The following is a 19,231-nucleotide window of genomic DNA, read 5'->3' as shown; positions in this document are numbered from 1 at the left end:
ATATTCAGCAGAGAGGACCCGATGGAAAAGGTGTCTTGAGGGCAAGTTTTTTTGTCCGCTTTTATCCACTACAAATAGGATCAAAATAAAGCGGACAAATAGGTTTGAAGCTTCCAAGACACCCTTTTCCGGGAGGGACGGGTTTTGCTGAATAATTATTCACCGTAACAGACTTTTCGGACAGCCCGAAAAGAAGATTACCGGGAGGACAACACATTGAGACAGCAAGAGCAGACAACGACGAAAAGAAGGTTTTTTGGCCGTATTTCCGTAAAAATGACAAGCAGCATGTTAGCTATGGTCCTGTTGATTTGCGCCGTATTTGCAGGGGTGGAGGTTTTTATTAGCCAAAAGCTGGCCAAGCAGCTGGAGGATCAGTTTGCGATCAGGCTGGAAACCAATATTTTGGAGATGAAGAGTTATCTTGATTCTATTCCCGAAAACGCCGCCGAGATCAACAGCATAAGCCATCCCGCCTATATCAAAATTAAAGAACGTCTTGAGCAAATTAAACATGACAATGTCCTCGAAAACGTATTTATATTGGGACGGCTCCAGGATAGGGAGCAAATTATTGTGTTGACCGGGGACGAGGATTATTACGGTTCAGATTTCACGTTTAGCCCTGACATCAATCAAGCGATGGAAAGCGGACAAACAACGGTCAGCGCCATTTATGAGGATGGCTTCGGCGTTCATAAATCTATATTTATTCCTCTGCTGGATAGCAGCGGCCAAACCTTCGGTATCGCCGGAATTGATATTAACGCATCCGTAGTGCCGCAGGTCAAAGCGGATATTTTCTGGATTACAACCATTATTATGATTGCTGTGGCGATCGTAGGCTCGCTGGTGGCCTATTTGATCAGCCGCAGCATTACAAAGCCGGTAATTGCGCTGATGCATGGAGCGGAAAAAGTGGCAGCCGGAGATTTGACGCAGCGTGTGGAAATCAAGCGGAATGACGAGCTTGGCAAGCTGGGAGAGGCTTTTGGCGTTATGCGCCGGAATCTGGAGAAACTGATTGCGCAAATTTCCCAGTCGTCTGCTACGGTGTCAGGGACAAGCGAGCAGCTATATCATGCGGCGAATGATATGAGCGCAAGCTCTCAGCAGGTGGCTACCTCCATGAACAGCATGAATGAAGGAGTTGCCGATGTAGCAGCTTCCATCGCGGACAGCACGGCTTCCATCGTTGAGGTGAATGCCGATTTGACAAGAGTGACGGCGGAGGTCAAAATTATGCAGGAGATGGCCAATGCCGTGGCGGGTCAATCCGAGGACGGTCAGCAGCTTGTTGAGAAAACGCTGGGCCAGATGAATGCGATCCAGCAGGAAATGGAGCAGTCGCAGGAGGCGGCGACGCAGCTTGGCTCCCGTTCAAGAGAGATTGGCGAAATCATTCATATCATTACCGAAATAGCGGACCAAACCAATTTGCTTGCATTAAATGCTTCCATTGAGGCTGCGCGGGTCGGCGAGCAAGGAAGAGGGTTTGCCGTCGTGGCGGGAGAGGTAAAAAAGCTGGCGGAGCAATCCTCCCATGCTGCTGGCTCCATCTCGGAGTTGATCTCCAGCACGCAGCATGAGAGCAAGCGTGTGCTGCAAAGCATCGCTCAAGGCAATCAGGCGGTTCAAACGGGTCAAGTATGGATTCATAAAATGTTTGATAACTTCAATGTCATCTTTAATGGAGTCTCCTCCTTTTCGAGCCAAATGGACGATTTAAAGCTCGCGCTTGATAAGGCTGACAGCTCCTTTGAGATGATTTCCAATGCGATGCAGAAGATTTCGGGAGTGACAGAGGAGCAAACTGCCGGCTATGAAGAGGTGGCCGCAGCTGTTGAGGAGCAAAGCGCAACGATGCAGCAGATGACGGCTTCCTTCCGTAATTTGTCCCAGATGGCTGCTGAATTGCAGCAATCGGTGCAATCTTTTACAATTAGGCAATAGAGGAACAAGCAGGCAGGCGCCGGCGCAGAGTAGTGATAGGCATGGAAGAAGGGATTGGTCACGTAGCGAAGATGAGACAACCAGGCGCGATAGCTAAAAAGGGCAAACGAACAAGGGCCCTTATGTGCTTGTTCCCCATTCCATGTCCGGCCTTCATGCCTTGTATTGGGCGCAGCAATATCCGGAAGAGGTGTCGAGCATCATTGGCTTGGATATGGCGGTTCCCCAGTCCTACGAGAGCTATAGGGCTAATATGCCCTTAGCCCGGCTGGGCGCTGTTGCAGCGCGACTTGGCATAACGAGATGGCTCCCCGGCGCTTCCGAAAGCGATGCAATAAAATACGGCACTTTATCGGATGAAGAAAAAGAGCTGTACCGGACAGTCTTTTATCGCAGAACGGCTACAAAACCAATGCTGGCAGAGCTTCAGGAAGTAAAAGCAAGCGCGCTGAAGGTGGCACAAGGGGAAATGACTCAAGTACCCGTTCTCATTTTTTCCTCTAACGGGGAAGGCACCGGCTGGAAGCCAGAGGCGTGGAAGGAAGCTCAGCGGAGCTTTGCAGAGGAGATGCCAAACAGGGAAATCGTTGATGTGGACAGCTCCCATTACATCCATGATATCCAGTATGATGTTATTGCTGAGACAATGAAGCAATATGTTGAAAAAACGCAAGCTTCCGGGATGAAGTAACCTGGAGCTTGCGTTTTTTAGCCAAAGGCGTAAAGCAACCAGCTCCGTCTGTTAAAAAGGGCAGCCTCGGCAAAAGGGCTGCCATTGGATTACGACATAGGAACATTGACAGGATTCCAGGAGGATGAGTATATTAAATACACTAATTCCAATTTGAATACTCATGATAAAGAGTTGGGGGTGTATGCACTGAACATTGAAAACATAGAGGCGTTTGTGTATGTGATTCATTGCGGAAGCTTTAATAAGGCGGCGGAAGCATTGTTCCTTTCGCAGCCGTCGGTTACGGCCAGAATTAAAACGCTGGAGCAGGAATTAAACTGCAAGCTTTTTATTCGCGATGGCAAGCAGGTTCAGATTTCAGAGGATGGCAAGCGCTTTTTACCCTTTGCCCAGCAAATGCTTCATACGTACAATACCGGAAAGCTTTACTTAAATCAGAAAAAATCGCTGCCGAACGAATATCGCATCGGCTGTACGATTTCAGCCGCCAATTATATGGTTTCGGACTTGATTCCGTATTTAAAGGAGAGCTTCCCGGCAGCCAGCTTCAAAATTATAACAGGCACCTCGGATTCGATTGCAACTAAAACGCTGAATAAGGAGGTGGACATCGGACTGGTCCGCAAGCTTCAGCATCCCGCCCTGCAATCGCATCGCCTATATGTTGATCCTATCAGGCTATATGTTTATCGGGACCACCCTTTTCATTTGGATAATGGTCATATTTCCGTAGAGGAGGTTGCCAAGGAGCCGCTTGTTTTTTTTGAATGCGGGTCGCTGGATTGGCTTCGTATCCATCGGATTTTCGAGAACCTGGAGCAGCCACCTAATATCGGAATCCAGACGGATAACTCCGAAGCGGCCAGAAAATTGATTATTCGAGGGGCGGGCATTGGTTTTTTGCCTAGTCTGAGCGTACGCCAGGATGTGGCGGAGGGTCTGCTTGTTCCCGTTTTGCTGCCGGAAACGGAGGGTATTGCACTACAAACCAATGTTATTGCTTGTCCTGGCGAGCATGCGGAGCTGTACGCGGCCGTTGTTCAATTCAGCAAAAAATGGTGTGCATCAGATTGTTGAATTGCCATATAGAAGTTATCTATAAGGAAACCCATTGACGTCACTCCTGCCGGGGTGATATTTTTTATACATCAACAATTCATACTTATCAGGTGTGAATTGTATGAATAATAAATCAACGCTTAGCGGGGGGGAATCCACATGAAAAAATGGTCCATTTTGACGGTTACTGCAGTATTAACACTGGCGTTGACAGGTTGCGGAGCCGGCAGTCCATCGAAATCGGCATCGGGAGCTGGCGGAGAGGCTGCGCCGGTCAAAATAATCGTAGGCACAGGCACACAATTTCCCAATGTATGCTTTATCGACGAAAACGGGAAATTGACGGGATATGATGTGGAGCTTGTCAGAGAGATCGATAAACGACTGGACGATTACGAATTTGAATTCCAGACGCTGGAGTTCACCAACCTGCTGCTCAGTCTGGAAACGAAAAAAATCGACATGGTTGCCCATGAAATGGAAAAAAATCCGGAGCGCGAACAAAAGTATCTGTTCAACAAAGAGCCTTATTCGCACTGGAAAAATAAAGTCGCAGTTGCAAAGGGCAATAACAGCGTTCACTCCATCGATGATTTGAAGGGCAAAAAAGTGCTGACAACGGCTACAAGCGCCCAAGCGATTTTGCTGGAAAACTATAACAAGGCCAATGACAATGCGCTGGATATTGTGTATCAGAACGGCGCTGCAAACGATTCGGTGGCCCAGATCGCATCCGGCCGCGCAGAAGCGTTCCTGGCAGCGGATTTTACCCTTCCCCTTGTTGATACAAAAGGCGAATTGAAGCTGGTTGGCCCTCCGCTTAGCGAATCCAACACGCTGTTTATGTTCCGTAAAAACGATGCCGATCAGCAGAAGCTTGCAGATCGCGTGGACGAAGCGCTTAAGGAAATCAAGGCAGACGGCACGCTGAAGAAGCTAAGCGAGCAATGGCTTGGAGCGGACTACACGACTTCGGAAATCAACTAATACCAACAGGAAAGGCGGGCCGAAGCAATGGGAGCAACTTTTGACTTTAGCTTTGTTTTTCAATACTTCATTAAGCTGCTTCCGACTATCCAGCTAACGCTGTTGATCGTTGCCAGCGCCATAGCGATCGGACTTGTCGTTGGCTTCCTCGTGGCCCTTCCGCAAATGTATAACATTCCGGTGCTGAGACGGGTATCCCAGGTCTATATCTCCTTTTTTCGCGGCACGCCGATATTGATCCAGTTGTTCCTGTTTTATTACGGATTGCCGGAAATGCTGAAGCTGATTGCCGTTGACGCCGCCCGTTGGCCCGCCTTGTATTTTGTTATCCTGACCTACGGACTGCATAGCGGGGCCTTTATGTCGGAGATGATTCGCGCAGCCGTCGCTTCGGTGGACAGGGGGCAGGTGGAGGCCGCTTATGCGGTGGGCATGACAGGGCCGCAAGCCTTTGTCCGCATCGTGCTGCCCCAGGCGTTCGCTACGGCGCTGCCGGTTTTCTCCAATCTGATTATTGCCAGCCTGAAGGACACCTCGCTTGCCTTCAGCGTTGGCGTCATGGAGCTGACGGGCAAAGCGTCTACGCTTGCGGTTGTATCCCGGCATCTTATTGAAGCGTACATTTCACTGGCAGCTATCTATTTTATCGTCAGCTTTGTGCTGGAGAGGCTGCTCCGGCTGCTTGAGCAGAGAGTGCAGAAGAGGGGGCTGGCGAGTCTATGAAGCTGGATGTTTCCTTTATCTGGACCGCGTTTGTTGAACTGCTGGATGCCATTCCGGTTACGCTTGCCATTACGGCGGTATCTGTTCTATGCGGTTTTCTGATCGGCACGGCCGTCGCGCTTGCACGGCAGTTCCGGGTTCCGGTGTTGAGCCAGGCAGGCGCGGCGTATGTCACCTTTATTCGCGGCACGCCGATGATTACCCATCTGCTGCTGATTTATTTCGGCATGCCCATGCTGCTGGACGCTGCTGCGGAAGCGCTTGGTTTTGGCTTCCGTTCGGCCTCCATTCCCATGATTGTTTTTGCTTTCCTGTCCTTTTCGATTACGGCAGGCGCTTATGCGTCGGAGGTAGTCAGATCGGGCTTGCTCGCCGTGGACCGGGGACAGCTGGAGGCTGCTTATTCCATCGGCATGACGGGGCCGCAGGCGCTATTGCGGATTGTGCTGCCGCAAGCCTTTGCGGCCAGCCTGCCCAATATCTCCAACATGCTGATCGGCATGCTGCATGGCTCATCGCTAGCTTTTACAGTATCGGTAGTCGAAATAAACGCCAAAGCACAAATTGTTGCGACAACAAACTGGAAATTTTTCGAGGCTTATCTGGCTGCGGCTCTTATTTATTGGGGCCTGACAATTGGAATTGAAAGGCTGAGCGCGCTGGCCGAGAAGCGGTTCAAGGCGTATAGCCGGGGAGGCGTATCATGATTGCACTTAGTGGAATAAAAAAAAGCTTTGGCAAAAACGAGGTGCTGTCGGGAATCGACCTGAAGGTGAATCGGGGCGAGGTTGTTGCCATCCTTGGGCCAAGCGGCTCCGGCAAAACGACGCTTCTGCGCTGCATCAATTATTTGGAGAAGCCGGACTCCGGCGTTATTTCCATCGGCGATTTTAAATTGAATTGCAGACAGCACGGCAAAAAGGATGTTCATGCGCTGAGGCAAAAATCGGCGATGGTATTCCAGCAATACAACTTGTTCCGTCATAAAACCGCGCTGGAAAATGTAATGGAGGGCCTTGTTGTTGTCCGCAAGGTATCCAAAGCCGAAGCGCGGGAGCGCAGCATCGCTCTTTTGGAAAAGGTAGGGCTTGGAGCCAAGCTGAACGCTTATCCCAGCGAGCTGTCGGGCGGGCAGCAGCAGCGCGTCGGCATTGCCCGGGCGCTTGCACTCAATCCCGAGGTTATATTGTTCGATGAACCAACCTCGGCGCTTGATCCCGAGCTGGTCGGCGAAGTATTGTCCGTTATTCGCCAGATCGCGGAGGAAGGCATCACGATGATTATCGTGACCCATGAAATGGGCTTTGCGCAGGAGGTTGCTAATCACGTTGTGTTTATGGACGGCGGAGTCATTGTGGAGGAAGGGGAACCGAAGCAGCTGTTCCGCTATCCCAAGGAGGAGCGCACCCAACAGTTCTTAAAACGGATTACGCCGGAAGCCGGCTATTCTATATAAGATCGTGAAACGGGAGAAGAAGGAGATGGACGGAATGGCTTTTACATTGGGCATATTGGATCAAAGCATCGTTTTTCCGGGCTACACGGCGGCGGAGGCATTAAGCAATACGGTAAAGCTGGCTCAGCTTGCGGAGGCGCTGGGGTATGAACGCTTCTGGGTTTCGGAGCATCATGACTCTGCCGGAGCCGCAGGCTCCTCGCCCGAGGTGCTGGTTTCTTATTTGCTGGCGCAGACCAAACGAATCGCAATCGGGTCGGGCGGCGTCATGCTTCAGCATTACAGTCCCTACAAAGTAGCCGAAAACTTCAATGTGCTTGCCACGCTGGCTCCGGGACGGGTTGAGCTTGGCATCGGCCGGGCGCCGGGCGGCTTGCCGCGTTCCACAAAGGCGCTGCAGAAGGGGATTGCGGAGCCGGAGACGCTGGAGGAAAAGCTGGATGAATTAAACGTTCTTCTGCATTCGGAAACAGGCGAATCCCATTACCTGCCTGGATTGGCCGCACATCCCCTTCCGGAGCAGCCGGCGGCTGTCTACGTGCTGGGCACAAGTGTATCCAGCGCGGAGCTGGCGGCAAAACGCGGGCTTCCTTATGCGTTTGCGCTGTTTATCAACAATGATCCCGAAACGGCGCTGGCGGCGTTGGAGCTTTACCGGTCGACCTTTAACCGTGAGTTTGGAAGGAAACCGCAGCCTATTTTGGCTCTGTCAGTCATCGCGGCGGATACCGAGGAGGAGGCGAACGAACTCGCGGGACAGCACAAAAGCGTCCGCGTGACGCTCGCCAGCGGCAAAACCGTAAACGTCAACACGCTGGAGCAGGCCGAGGAATTTGCAAGACAGGCGGGTGAAGACTATACGGCAGTTGAGCGGGATGCGGACATCACGCGCGGAACCAAGGAGACGGTGCGGAAGCGGCTGCTTGAGCTGTCGGAGGAGTATGGGGTAGAGAGCTTTATTTTTACAACCATTGTGCCCGATTTCAAAAAACGCGTTCATTCCTTTACCCTGCTTAAAGAGGCCTTTGCGGAGGAATTGGTATGACCGGAGAACCATTTGCAGCGAAGCTGGTAGCTATCAGGCGGCAGCTTCATGAGAAGCCGGAGCTATCCTTTCAGGAATACGAAACAACGGAGGCGATCAAGGGCTGGCTGGCCGAAGCCGGAATTCGCATCTTGGATTACGGGCTGCCGACAGGCGTAGTTGCGGAGCTTGGCGGCCGTGGCGGAGAGGCAGAAAATATTAACAAGGGCGAAGCGGCTGCCGGCCCGGGCAATTCAGGAAGCGGCAAAGACAAAAGCGCGCCCGGCGCAGCAAGAGACAGAGAAACGAAAGAGAGAGAGCATAACGCTGCGCCGGTCGTGGCGCTCCGGGCGGACATTGATGCGCTGCCTATACAGGAGGAAACGGGGTTGCCTTTTGCTTCACGGGTTGATGGTGTGATGCATGCCTGCGGCCACGATTTTCATACCGCCGCGTTGCTGGGAGCCGCTTTTTTGCTGAAGGAGCGGGAGCACGAGCTGCCGGGCGTTGTCCGATTGCTGTTCCAGCCGGCGGAGGAGAAAGCGAAGGGCGCGCAGCAGCTCATTGCACGCGGAGCGCTTGAGGGAGTGGACGCCATCTTCGGCATCCATAACAAACCGGATTTGCCAGTGGGTACTATTGGCATCACCGGCGGCCCGCTTATGGCGGCTGCCGACGGGTTTGTCGTAGAGGTGGACGGTGTGGGCACTCATGCCGCGGTTCCAGAGGCCGGAATCGATCCCATCGTGACGGCTTCGCATATCATTACGGCGCTTCAGTCCATCGTCAGCCGCAATGTGAGCGCTTTGGACAGCGCGGTCATTAGCGTAACCAGGCTGAATGCCGGAAGCTCCTGGAATGTTATTTCGGAAAAGGCCGTATTTGATGGAACCATTCGCACCTTTACAAGCGAGGTTCGGCAAGCGGTCAAGGGACGTTTTGAAGGCGTAGTGGCAGGAGTGGCGGCTGCGTTTGGCACAACCGCCAGAGTAAAGTGGCTGGATGGCCCTCCGGCCGTCCATAATGACGAGTTTTGGGCAGACGTTGCCGCTGAAGCCGCCAAAGAGCAGGGGTTAACGGTTGTAAAGCCGCAGGTGTCGCCCGCCGGAGAGGACTTTTCCTTTTACCTGGAGCAGACAAAGGGAGCCTTCCTTTTTGTTGGCACAGACGGGCCGTTTCAGTGGCATCATCCCGCCTTCGATTTGGATGAATCGGCGCTGCCGGGAACCGCTAGTTTGCTTGCGGCGATTGCTGAAAATGCGTTGACGAAGCTAAGTTAAACTGAAAAAAACAGCTTTAAGCCTGAGTGTGAAGGGTTCTGGAGAAAAGCATTGGCTTACGAAGAAGCGCTCCTCCAGAGCTTTTCAAGCTTTATTTGTCTGAAAATTGAGAAAAAGGAGCCGGTTTTGATGGGAAATGCAGCAGCGACAGCGGAGTCAGCGATTTTGTCCTACCTTCATGTCTATGACGACATCGAGGAGGAAATAGAAGGCTTGTCGGTGGAACAGGTGAAATGGAAGGCTTCGCCCCAATCCTGGAGCATAACGGAGGTGCTTGCCCATCTGGTTGACCACAGTATTGTTGTTTCTTTTCGGATTCGCGATATTTTGGCAGGTTCGGCTAACCGGCTTCCCGCCTTTGATCAGGATAGCTGGGTTGCGGGACAAAGGGCCAATGAGGAGAGCATAAGCGAACTGCTGACAGCCGCCCGTGCTTTGGTGCGCTACAATGCCGGCTTGCTTGGGCGCTTAAGCGAGGTGGATTGGCAAAGGAGCGGCATTAACGCCAAAGGTGAGCCGATTCAAATCGCGGCAATTATTCCCGCATTTGTATCCCATGTGCAGAGTCACTTAAACCAGATTCGCAGAATCAAGCAACAATCCGCAGGAAAGCAGGTGTAGGTATGGGAGAGGCGCAAGCTGCAGAAGGAAAAGCGGAGCAAACAGAGCAGATAGGGCGGACAGTACAGATAGTGCAAACGGTACAGATAGTAGAAACAGAGAAGATAGGGCAGCCAGTGCAAGCTGAGAAAACAGAGAAAACAAAGCAAACAGAGAAAACAAAGCAAACAGAGTATCGTGCCAATACGCGCCGCCATCTTCTCATTCGGGAGGCTGTCCCTGAGGATCGGCAAGTTCTCCAGGACGTGCTTATTGACGCATATGGACAGTATGAACAAACGTTGTCCGAAGCGCGGTGGATGGAATATAAGGACAGCATTATTCAAGCCATTGACGCCGCGCCAACGAGCGCAAGGCTAGTGGCAGAGCTGGATGGCGAGGTGGTAGGAAGCGTCTTTTTGTTCGAATCCTCCGAAAAGGCATATGGCAACCCCGGGCTTGGCATTCTATCCCCGATCATACGGCTGCTGGGCGTCTCCCGCAAAGCGCGAGGGGCTGGCGTTGCCACGGAGCTGATTGCCGCAAGCGCCAGAATCGCCCGGGACAGCGGGGCGTCTACTCTTCATCTGCACACATCGGACATGATGGATTCAGCCGTCCGACTCTATGAGCGGTTAGGCTTTGAGCGTGCCTATGATAAGGAGTTTATGTCGGGCGAGGTGCTGGTCAAAAGCTATCGCCTGCAGCTGGCGAACGCTTCGTTTTTGCAATAGGAAGGGATAACGGCGCATCACAAAATCATACGGGAGGTTTTTATAATGGGAAAAAGAAAACAGCTTAAACTGGGTGCAATTATTCATGGCGTAGGCGGCAACATTTCCGGCTGGCGGCATCCCGATGTGCCTGTGGACGCAAGCGTAAGCTTTGATTTCTACAAGCGCCAGGCGCAGACGGCGGAGCGCGGCAAGTTTGATCTCGCTTTTATCGCGGACGGATTATACATTAATGAAAAGTCGATTCCGCATTTTTTGAACCGGTTTGAGCCGCTGACGATTCTGTCCGCGCTTGCGGCGGTAACATCCCGTATCGGTCTGGTCGGCACGTTGTCCACCTCCTATAGCGAACCCTTTAATGTAGCGCGTCAATTCGCCTCGCTGGACCATATTAGCGGCGGGCGCGGCGGATGGAATCTGGTGACATCGCCGCTTGAGGGCTCGGCAAGCAATTTTAGCCGGAAAAACCATCCTTCGCATGGGGAGCGTTACGAAATCGCGGAGGAATATTTGGATGTCGTACGCGGGCTGTGGGATTCCTGGGAGGATGACGCTTTTGTGCGCGACAAGGAATCCGGCGTATTTTTTGACCCGGAAAAGCTGCATCGCCTCAACCACGAAGGCAAGCACTTTTCGGTCGCTGGCCCGCTTAATATCGCGCGCTCCAAGCAGGGGCAGCCGGTTGTTTTCCAGGCGGGTTCGTCGGAGGCGGGCAAGCAGCTGGCTGCCAAGGCGGCCGACGCCGTGTTCACCGGGCAAGAAACAATAGAGGAGGCCAAAGCCTTTTACCGCGATGTGAAGGAACGGGCAGCGAAGGAAGGGCGCTCGGGCGATGATATCGTTATTTTGCCAGGTATTGCTCCCATCATCGGCAAAACGGAAGAAGAGGCGGAGCGTAAATATCAGGAGCTGGCGAGTCTGGTTTCCATCGAAAACGCGCTGAACTTCCTTGGCCGTTTTTTTGAGCATCATGATTTTGGACAATATGATCTTGACGCCCCGTTCCCTGAGCTTGGCGATTTGGGCAAAAACTCCTTCCGCAGCGGCACGGATAAAATTAAAAGCCGGGCCAAGGAGCTTGGATTAACTCTTCGTCAGGTTGCGCTGGAGACGGCGACGCCGCGCAGCGCTTTTATAGGCACGCCGGAGCAAATCGCAGATACGATTCAGCAGTGGTACGATGCTGAAGCGAGCGACGGATTCATCGTTCACACCCACATTCCGAACGACTTGAACGATTTTGTGGATTACGTCATTCCGATTCTTCAGGAACGGGGCATCTACCGCACGGAATATGAGTCCGATACGCTTCGAGGGAATTTGGGCTTGCCCTTCCCGCTTAACCGTAATGCGGCAAAACCTCTGCAACGGGAAACTGAATCAGCTATTTGAATAGGAAGCGCCGGGAGGCAAGCCGTTATAAATCGCGGCAATACCCGGTGCTTTTTTATGCGTTTTTTTGTTGCAGGCATGATTATAGTATACTGGACTGGTGTTCCAGCGTTATATATAAGTTCAACAAAAAAATTGGCAGTGGCAGGCCAAAGTGAGGATGGTTCTGGAGAAGCGAAGCGTTCGCTTGTGTTTTCAGATTTCAACATTATACGTATACAATCAAGAAATCTGGAAACAACTGCGATCGGAAGAACCTTCCTCACGGCGGCCTAGCCCACCTAGCAACATTATTTAGTTGAACTTATATACATTTATATTTTCAAGGAGACGATGATGAAAACATATATCATTTTTGGCGCAAGCAAAGGATTGGGAGACGCGTTTGTTAGAGGGTTGCCGGAAGCGGGAGATACAGTATGGATTGTTTCCCGAAGCAAGCCGGACAGCTTGGCCGTGCAGGATGGCGTAGATCGTAAATGGATTTCTGCGGATTTGTCGCAATCTTGGGCTGCGGGTATGATTGCGGCCGCCCTGGATGGCGGGCCGGTTGATGTCTTGATCTATAACGTAGGCATATGGGAGAAGGAAGGGTTCGAGGAGCATTATGATTTTGAAAAGGATGACCCGGCCGATATTGCAAACCTTATTCATGTCAATATGGCTTCAACGATAACTTGTATTCAGGCATTGCTTCCCAATGTCCGTTTGTCGGGAAATGGTAAAATAGCGCTGATTGGCTCAACCGCGGGATTGGAAAATACAGGCAACACGCAGGTTTCCTTTGTAGCCTCCAAATTTGGGCTTAGAGGCATAGCAAGCGCTCTGCGCGAGCATGTCCGCAAGGACGGCATAGCCGTAACCTGTATTAACCCCGGAGAGCTTGCAGCCGAAATTCCGTTTGTGGATGGGGCGGACAAGGCACTAGAGGAATACGGAGGAACGCGGATTCCGGTTCAGGACATGGTCTCCATCGTCAAATGCGTGACCAGCTTGTCACGCGCGGCCTGCGTCAAGGAAATCCATGTGCCCGCGATGAGTGACTCCAATGCTTAGCCGTTATTGAAAGCGGGGCAAGCGTGTTATACTAGGGCGTGTACCCAAACGGTGACCCATTCCAACATAAAGGGGCTGGATAAAATGATTCAAAAAGTGGGACAAATCATGGTTTACGTCAACGATCAGGACAAGGCGGCTCAGTTTTGGACAGAAATAATGGGCTTTCGCATTATCGCGGATCGGGACAAGGAAGAGGAGCACAGAGGAATCGAAATTGGTCCGGCAAATGGCGCGGAAACCAGCATCATGCTTTACAACAAGGATTTTGTTGCCAGAATGTCCCCTGGCGTCACGCTTGGCACCCCTTCGCTTATGTTTATTAGCGACCAGTTTGATCAATTGCACGCCAACTTGAAGGAAAAAGAGATTAAGGTCGGAGACATTGTTCAATTGCCCGGAGGAAGAGTATTTAACTTTGCAGATTTCGAAGACAATTATTTTGCCGTCATGGAAAGTAATGAAGCCTGATAAGACTACCTAAAGCAAAGGAGCTTTACATTCCCCGATATCCGCGGAATGAAAGGCTCCTTATTTTATCCTTTTGCAATAAGCCGGAGGTTATGTGCGCTGCTCCGTGAGATAGGTTTTTATCCCGGGAGGCGTGTAAGCGGCGAATTGCTCCAGCAAGCCGCTCGCCGTGGTGTCTGCAAGCACCATTGAGCGATATTTGGACGCCATAAACCCTTCACGTTCAACTGTATTGAACATGTCTATAAGCGAGTCAAAATAGTGATTGACATTTAATAAACCGGACGGTTTTGTGTGCAGACCCAGCTGTCCCCATGTGAATATTTCAAAATATTCTTCAAGGGTGCCTGGACCGCCCGGCATCGCTATAAAGGCATCCGCGAGTTCAGCCATTCTGGCTTTTCTCTCATGCAATCGCGGTAAAATGCCGATCGCCTTTCCCCCGGCATTAAGGACAGCATCCGCAACCGCGCCCATAAGGCCTACGTTGGCGCCTCCATATACTAGCGTTAACCCGCGTTTGCCCAGCTCTGTCCCCAGCGCTATGGCGCTTTCCTTGTAAACCGGCGATAGGCCCTCGCTCGACCCGCAAAAAACGGCTATGTTGTTCAAGTTACATTCTCCTCTTCCAATTAAGCTTTAGCCTACAGCATGCTGCACAACTGGCTATGTTTTCCGAGTACCATCCAACCCCAACTATTTTACTCCTCCAGAAGCGTGAAGTACAGAACGAATGTTTGCAAAGTCTGCCAAGCGATTGGGCGTGAGTATTCTTACAGAAGCTTGCTTGTGTCAAAAGCTCCTGCTTATAATGACCGTAGGATACAGAAGCAAAGGCGGAAGGGGTGTAAGAGATGACGGATAGCCCGGAATGGTCGGAATCCCGTTTCTCCTCGTATTATTTTTCGGTTATCGAGACGTTTTACGGCAATGTCCAAATCCCGCCTCCTTCTATTATTGGAGCGGCTTTGCTGGTTGCTGTTGCTGGCGGCGGCGGAGAGGCAGCGGCAGACGGCGAGTTCTATCATTTGCGGCGAGGCGACATACTGCTGCTTCCGGCGGATACACATTTGGCGATTCAGTCTCATAAAAACGAATTGCTGCAAGGGTATGTAATGGATATCAGGCAACGCAAGCACAGTCAGGATGATACCGGAGGAAGCCTGCCGCGTCCAAGCAGCTTGGCTGCGCCTAAACAAGTCGCTTGCCTTCGTAATGTTCTTGAACTGGTTACGATGCTGGAGGAGCTGTACCTCCATCGCCTTCCCATTTATGAACTGCGCCATATCCGAAACGGCATGGTGTTCCACGAAATGCTTTACCGTTTGCTGCAGGTCATGGACGCCGCCCCGCGCGGCGAAGGCGATTTGAGCCTGGAGCAAAGCGTGGTTTATCTGGAGGAGCATTTTCGGGAAAAAATAACGCGAGATCAGCTGGCTGCGGCGACGCGGATGAGCCGCTCCCATTATTCCGTTGCCTTCAAGCAGCTTACCGGTTATTCGCCCAGTCAATATGCCGCGCTGCTGCGGGTGCATGCCGCGATGGAATTGCTGCTGGAGGGAAAGGAGGCTTTAAAGGAAATTGCAATTCAATCCGGCTATAAGGACGAGTTTTATTTGAGCAGGCGATTCAAGCAGCATACGGGCATTTCGCCTTCGCGATACCTGCCGCAATTCGGCAAGCGTGCGGCGGTGCTGGTTCCTCCATATGCAAGCCATATGAGAGCGCTTGGCTTAGAGCCTACGGTTGCGATAGCCGACAGCAGCGAATACGTAACGTCGCCGGAGCTGGAGCATCCCAAATCCATGGTTATGATGGGCGAGCATTGTACGGCGGAGCAACTTGCTAAAGCGCTGCGGGAAACGGCAACAGAGCTTGTTATTGCTTCCGATCCATCGTATGCGCATGTAACTTTTAGTGCGGAACGCCTTCGAGCTGCCGCTCCCGTTATTGTGGTTCCATGGATGGATATGGGATGGAAGGAGCATTTTCGATACATAGCAAAAATCCTGCGCGAAAGCGAAAAAGCGGAGTCCTGGCTTGCCGGCTTCGAACGGGAGGAGCAGGAGGCGCGGGAGCAAATCGCTTCTATGGCGGGCATGGCGCAAGCCGTCGTCACGGTGCTGGTGATTAAGCCGGATAAGCTTCTGATTTACGGCGCAAGAAACGCAGGTTACGTGCTTTACCGCTCCTTGGGCCTGATGCCGCCGGAGCGGATCAGGGAGCATATCGCAAGCGGCGGTCCCTCGTTCCATTCCTTGCGGATTACGCTGGAGGAATTACCGGATTATGCGGGCGATAAGCTTCTTGTTATTGTTTTTAACGATGAAAAAGGTTCGGCAGCGGCGGTTGATGCCGTCCTTGACTCCACGGTGTGGAAGGAGCTTCCGGCCGTTCGGCAAAACGAAGCATACATCGTGGATCAGAATGACTGGATACCCTATAATCCGATATCCATCAGGAATCAGCTGCGCCGTGCCGTAAAGCTTTTTTGTGAGGGAAAAACAAATGTCCAAATATAACACCGAACAAAAGGACATGGATTATTGTCTTGGGGACCCCTATAATGATTCTGGTATCAATAATGATAATCACAATCATTTAAAGGGGAGTCACATCATGAAAAAGATATGGCCTGTTATTTTGTTTATGACTCTTTTGCTTGCAGCCTGCGGAAGCGGGAGTTCCGAAGAGGTTAAGCCGAGCCAGCCTGCCGGTGCAGGCGAGGCCGCCGCAACCGATTCCACAGGAAACGGCGGTAATGAGGCGCAAGGCGGCGGTTCCGGGCAAGAGGGAGAAACGTTTGTTTATCAATCGGAAAGCGGCCCTGTACAGGTTCCTGTAAATCCGCAGCGCGTCGTTGTGCTTACCCGATTTTTGACGGGGAATGTGATGCTGCTTGGCGTTCCGCTAGTTGGCGTTGACGAAATGTCCAAGGACAACCCCAACTTTGCGGAGCAGCTTAAGGATGTGGAGACGGTGAGCGACGAAAACCTGGAGAAAATACTCGCTCTTGACCCGGATTTGATTATCGGGCTGGACGGCAGCAACAATCTCGACAAGCTGAAGGAAATTGCTCCGACGGTTATGTACACATACGGCAAGCTGGATTATTTGCAGCAGCATATTGAAATCGGCAAATTGCTCAACAAGGAAGAAGAGGCGCGAGCCTGGACCGAGGATTTTACAGCAAGAACGAAGGAAGCGGGACAAAAGATCAGAGCTGTGACGGGAGAAAATGCAACGGTTTCCGTCATTGAAACCTTTGGGCGTCAGCTCTATGTGTACGGCTACAATTTTGGCAGAGGGACGGAGCTGCTGTATGGCGATCTTGGCCTCAAGCTGCCGGAAAAAGCAGCCGAAGCAACTAAAGCGGATGGTTATATGGCATTGTCAACGGAAGTGCTGCCGGAATATATGGGCGACTATATCGTGTTCAGCAAGGATGAGCGTGAGGACAATTCCTTTCAGGATACGATGGTTTACAAAAGCGTCGAAGCCGTCAAAAACAACCGGGTATTTATCGCCGATGCCAAAACATTTTATTTTAATGATCCGCTGAGCCTGGAGTTCCAGCTGCAATTTTTTATTGATCATTTTTTAGGAGCAGGGGCTCCATAAAAATCATTCAGGGTTTGCCGTTAAATGCGGCAAATATCAGGACAGGGGACTGTCCGAAAAGTCAAGTGGAACGAATAACTATTCAGCAGAGAGGACCGGACGGGAAAGGGTGTCTTGAGGGCGAGTTTTTTTGTCCGCTTTTATCCACTACAAATAGGATCAAACTAAAGCGGACAAAAATGTTTGAAGCTTCCAAGACACCCATTTCCGGGAGGGACCGATTTTGCTAAATAATTATTCACCTTAACAGACTTTTCGGGCAGTCCCTTTTCCATTTCAAGATGAATAGGACAATGGTATCTATTTTTTCTATTTATTTCATTGGATTAAGCAGGTAATTGCCAAGCGGCAACGAATCCAATGGAGGTGCCATTTTATTTTGCATAAGGGGGAATCAGGTTGCTTGCACACCATCAACAAGCGATAGAAGCCGCAACGTCAAAGCTTAAAGAAAGGGCAGAAGTGCTAGGTGTTATCATCGGAGGTTCGGTTGCGCATGGCTTTGCCAATGAAAGGTCTGATATTGACCTCATGATTGTTGTATCCAATGAAACCTACGAAGCGGTGGTCGACAAGGGCGATCTTCATTATTACGAAAAGGATTCGACTCCTTATGAGGGTGGATACGTTGACGGAAAATATACCTGCGAAGCGCTCATTCGGGACGTTGCGGAGCGGGGAAGCGAGCCTGCGCGTTTTGCCTACAGGGACGGAATAGTCACGTATAGCAAAATTGACGGCCTGGAGGACCTTGTCGCCAAGGCGGCTCAATATCCGGCGCACGAAAAGCAGGAGAAGCTGGAGAAGTTTTATGCACAGCTTGAAGCGTGGAAGTGGTTGTTTGAGGAAGGCGTGAAACGAAACGAAATTTATTTGATGGATCATGCTGCGGCCCATGTGGTGCTGTTTGCGGGAAGGCTTATTTTGGCTCATAATGAGACGCTATATCCTTTTCACAAATGGTTTATGCGTGTGCTGGACGGCGTAGAGCAGAAGCCGGACGGCATGATGAAGCTTATGGAGCAGGCCTTAAGGCATAAAACAAAGGAGAACATTGATGCGTTGTTCAACGCCGTAACCGGGTATACTGAATGGCCCAAGCCGCAGAAGGGCTGGCCGGCCCGGTTTATGCTGGACAGCGAATTAATGTGGCGAACCGGACATGTGCCGGTTGGCGACATGTAGCTGGGGCGTGTCAAGCAAAACGGGAATATCCATCGGCCTCGAACAATCTTGTAAATCGGTGAGGTAGTTGAGGCGGGTTTATTTTGGCGGACAAGGATGACCTTTAGAAGCTGCTTTTGATGGAAATTGGGATTGTAATGGACATTTGCGTCCGTAACCGCTCAAAATCATGCCCGTATGCGCCACTTTGGAGCGCCAAAGGACACAAGTGACCGTTGGACCAGAAAAACCCGGCTATTTCAGGCTGTAACGGTCATGAATGACCGGCAAAACCAAGTCACTCGCTGATTAATAGGTTGACCCAATTATGATTTGATAAAGCTAGCTGAAGGACTGCTGAGGACTGCTAATAAGTGCTGAAGCCTGCTACTAATAAGTGCTGAAGACTGCTAATAAGTGCTGAGGACTGCTGTAACAAGCAGTCCTTTTTGACATGTCCATATGCAAATATTTGTGTTGTCCATATGCGATTATTGGTGTTGTCCGCATGATGGTGGGAAGGTCTGGTTATTTATGTTGCAAGTGTATGGTGGCATGTGGTACACTTTGCTTATGAAGTGTATGGTGTGTATGCATACACTTGCTACAAAGCTTGAAGCGAGGTGAAGGCATGGATGAAGGAATGCCGCTGCTTTTTGAAGAGTTTACCTTAAATCCTTCGCGCCCGATCTATGAACAATTTGTTGAACAGATCCGCGCCAGAATTGTTAGCGGCATTATTCCAACCGGACAGCGTTTGCCCTCCGTCAGGGAATTCGCCGCAGACAAAAGAGTGAACCCCACTACAGCGGCTAGAACCTACCAGGAACTGGAGCGTTCGGGTTTGATTGTTACCTACAGAGGCCAAGGGACATTTGTTACCGGAGATATGGAGATTATCGGCAAAGCCCGCGCCGAATTGGCAAGAGCAGCGGTGCAGGAACTGAAGAGGACGGCAAAGGCGCTTGGGCTGTCCGTCGAGGAAATGCTGGAGCTGGGAGAGAAGGAGGATTAATC

The 19,231-nt window shown here is 51.3% G+C and carries 18 protein-coding genes and 1 pseudogene; 18 read left to right on the top strand and 1 reads right to left on the bottom strand.

Annotated features, from left to right (window positions below):
* Window positions 1-216: 216 nt before the first annotated feature.
* The 14 genes and pseudogenes from A7K91_RS12830 to A7K91_RS12765 all read left to right on the top strand — a co-directional run bounded on the left by A7K91_RS12830 (window position 217) and on the right by A7K91_RS12765 (window position 13,429).
* Window positions 217-1,953, top strand: a complete 1,737-nt coding sequence (locus tag A7K91_RS12830) for a methyl-accepting chemotaxis protein (protein WP_082967438.1) — start codon at window positions 217-219, stop codon at window positions 1,951-1,953.
* Window positions 1,954-2,071: 118 nt separating this feature from the next.
* A pseudogene (locus A7K91_RS12825) lies at window positions 2,072-2,644 on the top strand (alpha/beta hydrolase); the annotation flags it as partial.
* A gap of 189 nt (window positions 2,645-2,833) precedes the next feature.
* Window positions 2,834-3,724, top strand: a complete 891-nt coding sequence (locus tag A7K91_RS12820) for a LysR family transcriptional regulator (protein WP_068683334.1) — start codon at window positions 2,834-2,836, stop codon at window positions 3,722-3,724.
* A 141-nt stretch (window positions 3,725-3,865) separates the two neighbouring features.
* Window positions 3,866-4,693 (top strand): transporter substrate-binding domain-containing protein, encoded by an 828-nt coding sequence (locus A7K91_RS12815; protein WP_068683273.1) that lies wholly within the window; start codon window positions 3,866-3,868, stop codon window positions 4,691-4,693.
* A gap of 27 nt (window positions 4,694-4,720) precedes the next feature.
* Window positions 4,721-5,416: an amino acid ABC transporter permease gene (locus A7K91_RS12810; RefSeq protein ID WP_068683271.1), complete on the top strand. Its 696-nt coding sequence runs from the start codon at window positions 4,721-4,723 to the stop codon at window positions 5,414-5,416.
* Window positions 5,413-6,123, top strand: coding sequence for an amino acid ABC transporter permease (locus tag A7K91_RS12805; RefSeq protein ID WP_068683269.1), 711 nt, complete (start codon window positions 5,413-5,415; stop codon window positions 6,121-6,123). The genes A7K91_RS12810 and A7K91_RS12805 overlap by 4 nt, the downstream gene beginning before the upstream one ends.
* Window positions 6,120-6,872 (top strand): amino acid ABC transporter ATP-binding protein, encoded by a 753-nt coding sequence (locus A7K91_RS12800; RefSeq protein ID WP_068683267.1) that lies wholly within the window; start codon window positions 6,120-6,122, stop codon window positions 6,870-6,872. The genes A7K91_RS12805 and A7K91_RS12800 overlap by 4 nt, the downstream gene beginning before the upstream one ends.
* A gap of 34 nt (window positions 6,873-6,906) precedes the next feature.
* Entirely contained in the window at window positions 6,907-7,917 is a 1,011-nt protein-coding gene (locus tag A7K91_RS12795; RefSeq protein WP_068683332.1) for an LLM class flavin-dependent oxidoreductase, read from the top strand.
* On the top strand, window positions 7,914-9,176 hold the full coding sequence (locus tag A7K91_RS12790; RefSeq protein ID WP_068683265.1) for an amidohydrolase: 1,263 nt from the start codon (window positions 7,914-7,916) through the stop codon (window positions 9,174-9,176). The genes A7K91_RS12795 and A7K91_RS12790 overlap by 4 nt, the downstream gene beginning before the upstream one ends.
* A gap of 129 nt (window positions 9,177-9,305) precedes the next feature.
* On the top strand, window positions 9,306-9,797 hold the full coding sequence (locus A7K91_RS12785) for a DinB family protein (protein ID WP_068683330.1): 492 nt from the start codon (window positions 9,306-9,308) through the stop codon (window positions 9,795-9,797).
* A 2-nt stretch (window positions 9,798-9,799) separates the two neighbouring features.
* A complete protein-coding gene (locus A7K91_RS12780) occupies window positions 9,800-10,510 on the top strand; it encodes a GNAT family N-acetyltransferase (protein ID WP_082967437.1) in 711 nt (236 codons plus the stop codon).
* A 45-nt stretch (window positions 10,511-10,555) separates the two neighbouring features.
* Window positions 10,556-11,902 carry an LLM class flavin-dependent oxidoreductase gene (locus tag A7K91_RS12775; RefSeq protein WP_068683263.1) on the top strand — a complete coding sequence of 449 codons (1,347 nt, stop codon included), beginning with the start codon at window positions 10,556-10,558 and terminating at the stop codon, window positions 11,900-11,902.
* 336 nt (window positions 11,903-12,238) lie between these two features.
* A complete protein-coding gene (locus A7K91_RS12770; protein WP_068683261.1) occupies window positions 12,239-12,958 on the top strand; it encodes an SDR family NAD(P)-dependent oxidoreductase in 720 nt (239 codons plus the stop codon).
* A gap of 84 nt (window positions 12,959-13,042) precedes the next feature.
* Entirely contained in the window at window positions 13,043-13,429 is a 387-nt protein-coding gene (locus A7K91_RS12765; RefSeq protein ID WP_068683259.1) for a VOC family protein, read from the top strand.
* Window positions 13,430-13,519: 90 nt separating this feature from the next.
* Here A7K91_RS12765 and A7K91_RS12760 read toward each other — a convergent pair whose 3' ends face one another.
* The gene (locus tag A7K91_RS12760; protein WP_068683257.1) at window positions 13,520-14,041 is read right to left on the bottom strand and encodes an LOG family protein; all 522 of its coding nucleotides are present in this window, start codon (window positions 14,039-14,041) and stop codon (window positions 13,520-13,522) included.
* A 242-nt stretch (window positions 14,042-14,283) separates the two neighbouring features.
* On the opposite strand from A7K91_RS12760, the gene A7K91_RS12755 reads away from it, so the two are divergent.
* The 4 genes from A7K91_RS12755 (at window position 14,284) to A7K91_RS12740 (ending at window position 19,229) form a co-directional block, all read left to right on the top strand.
* On the top strand, window positions 14,284-15,951 hold the full coding sequence (locus A7K91_RS12755; protein WP_068683255.1) for an AraC family transcriptional regulator: 1,668 nt from the start codon (window positions 14,284-14,286) through the stop codon (window positions 15,949-15,951).
* 97 nt (window positions 15,952-16,048) lie between these two features.
* A complete protein-coding gene (locus tag A7K91_RS12750; RefSeq protein ID WP_068683253.1) occupies window positions 16,049-17,050 on the top strand; it encodes an iron-hydroxamate ABC transporter substrate-binding protein in 1,002 nt (333 codons plus the stop codon).
* A 399-nt stretch (window positions 17,051-17,449) separates the two neighbouring features.
* Window positions 17,450-18,235 carry a nucleotidyltransferase domain-containing protein gene (locus tag A7K91_RS12745; RefSeq protein WP_068683251.1) on the top strand — a complete coding sequence of 262 codons (786 nt, stop codon included), beginning with the start codon at window positions 17,450-17,452 and terminating at the stop codon, window positions 18,233-18,235.
* A gap of 610 nt (window positions 18,236-18,845) precedes the next feature.
* Window positions 18,846-19,229 carry a GntR family transcriptional regulator gene (locus tag A7K91_RS12740; protein WP_082967435.1) on the top strand — a complete coding sequence of 128 codons (384 nt, stop codon included), beginning with the start codon at window positions 18,846-18,848 and terminating at the stop codon, window positions 19,227-19,229.
* Window positions 19,230-19,231: the final 2 nt, after the last annotated feature.

It is taken from the genome of Paenibacillus oryzae, assembly GCF_001675045.1.
Classification (GTDB): Bacteria; Bacillota; Bacilli; order Paenibacillales; family Paenibacillaceae; genus Pristimantibacillus; species Pristimantibacillus oryzae.
Note: the sequence above shows the minus strand (reverse complement) of the source record. Positions and strands in the feature narration are given on the sequence as shown.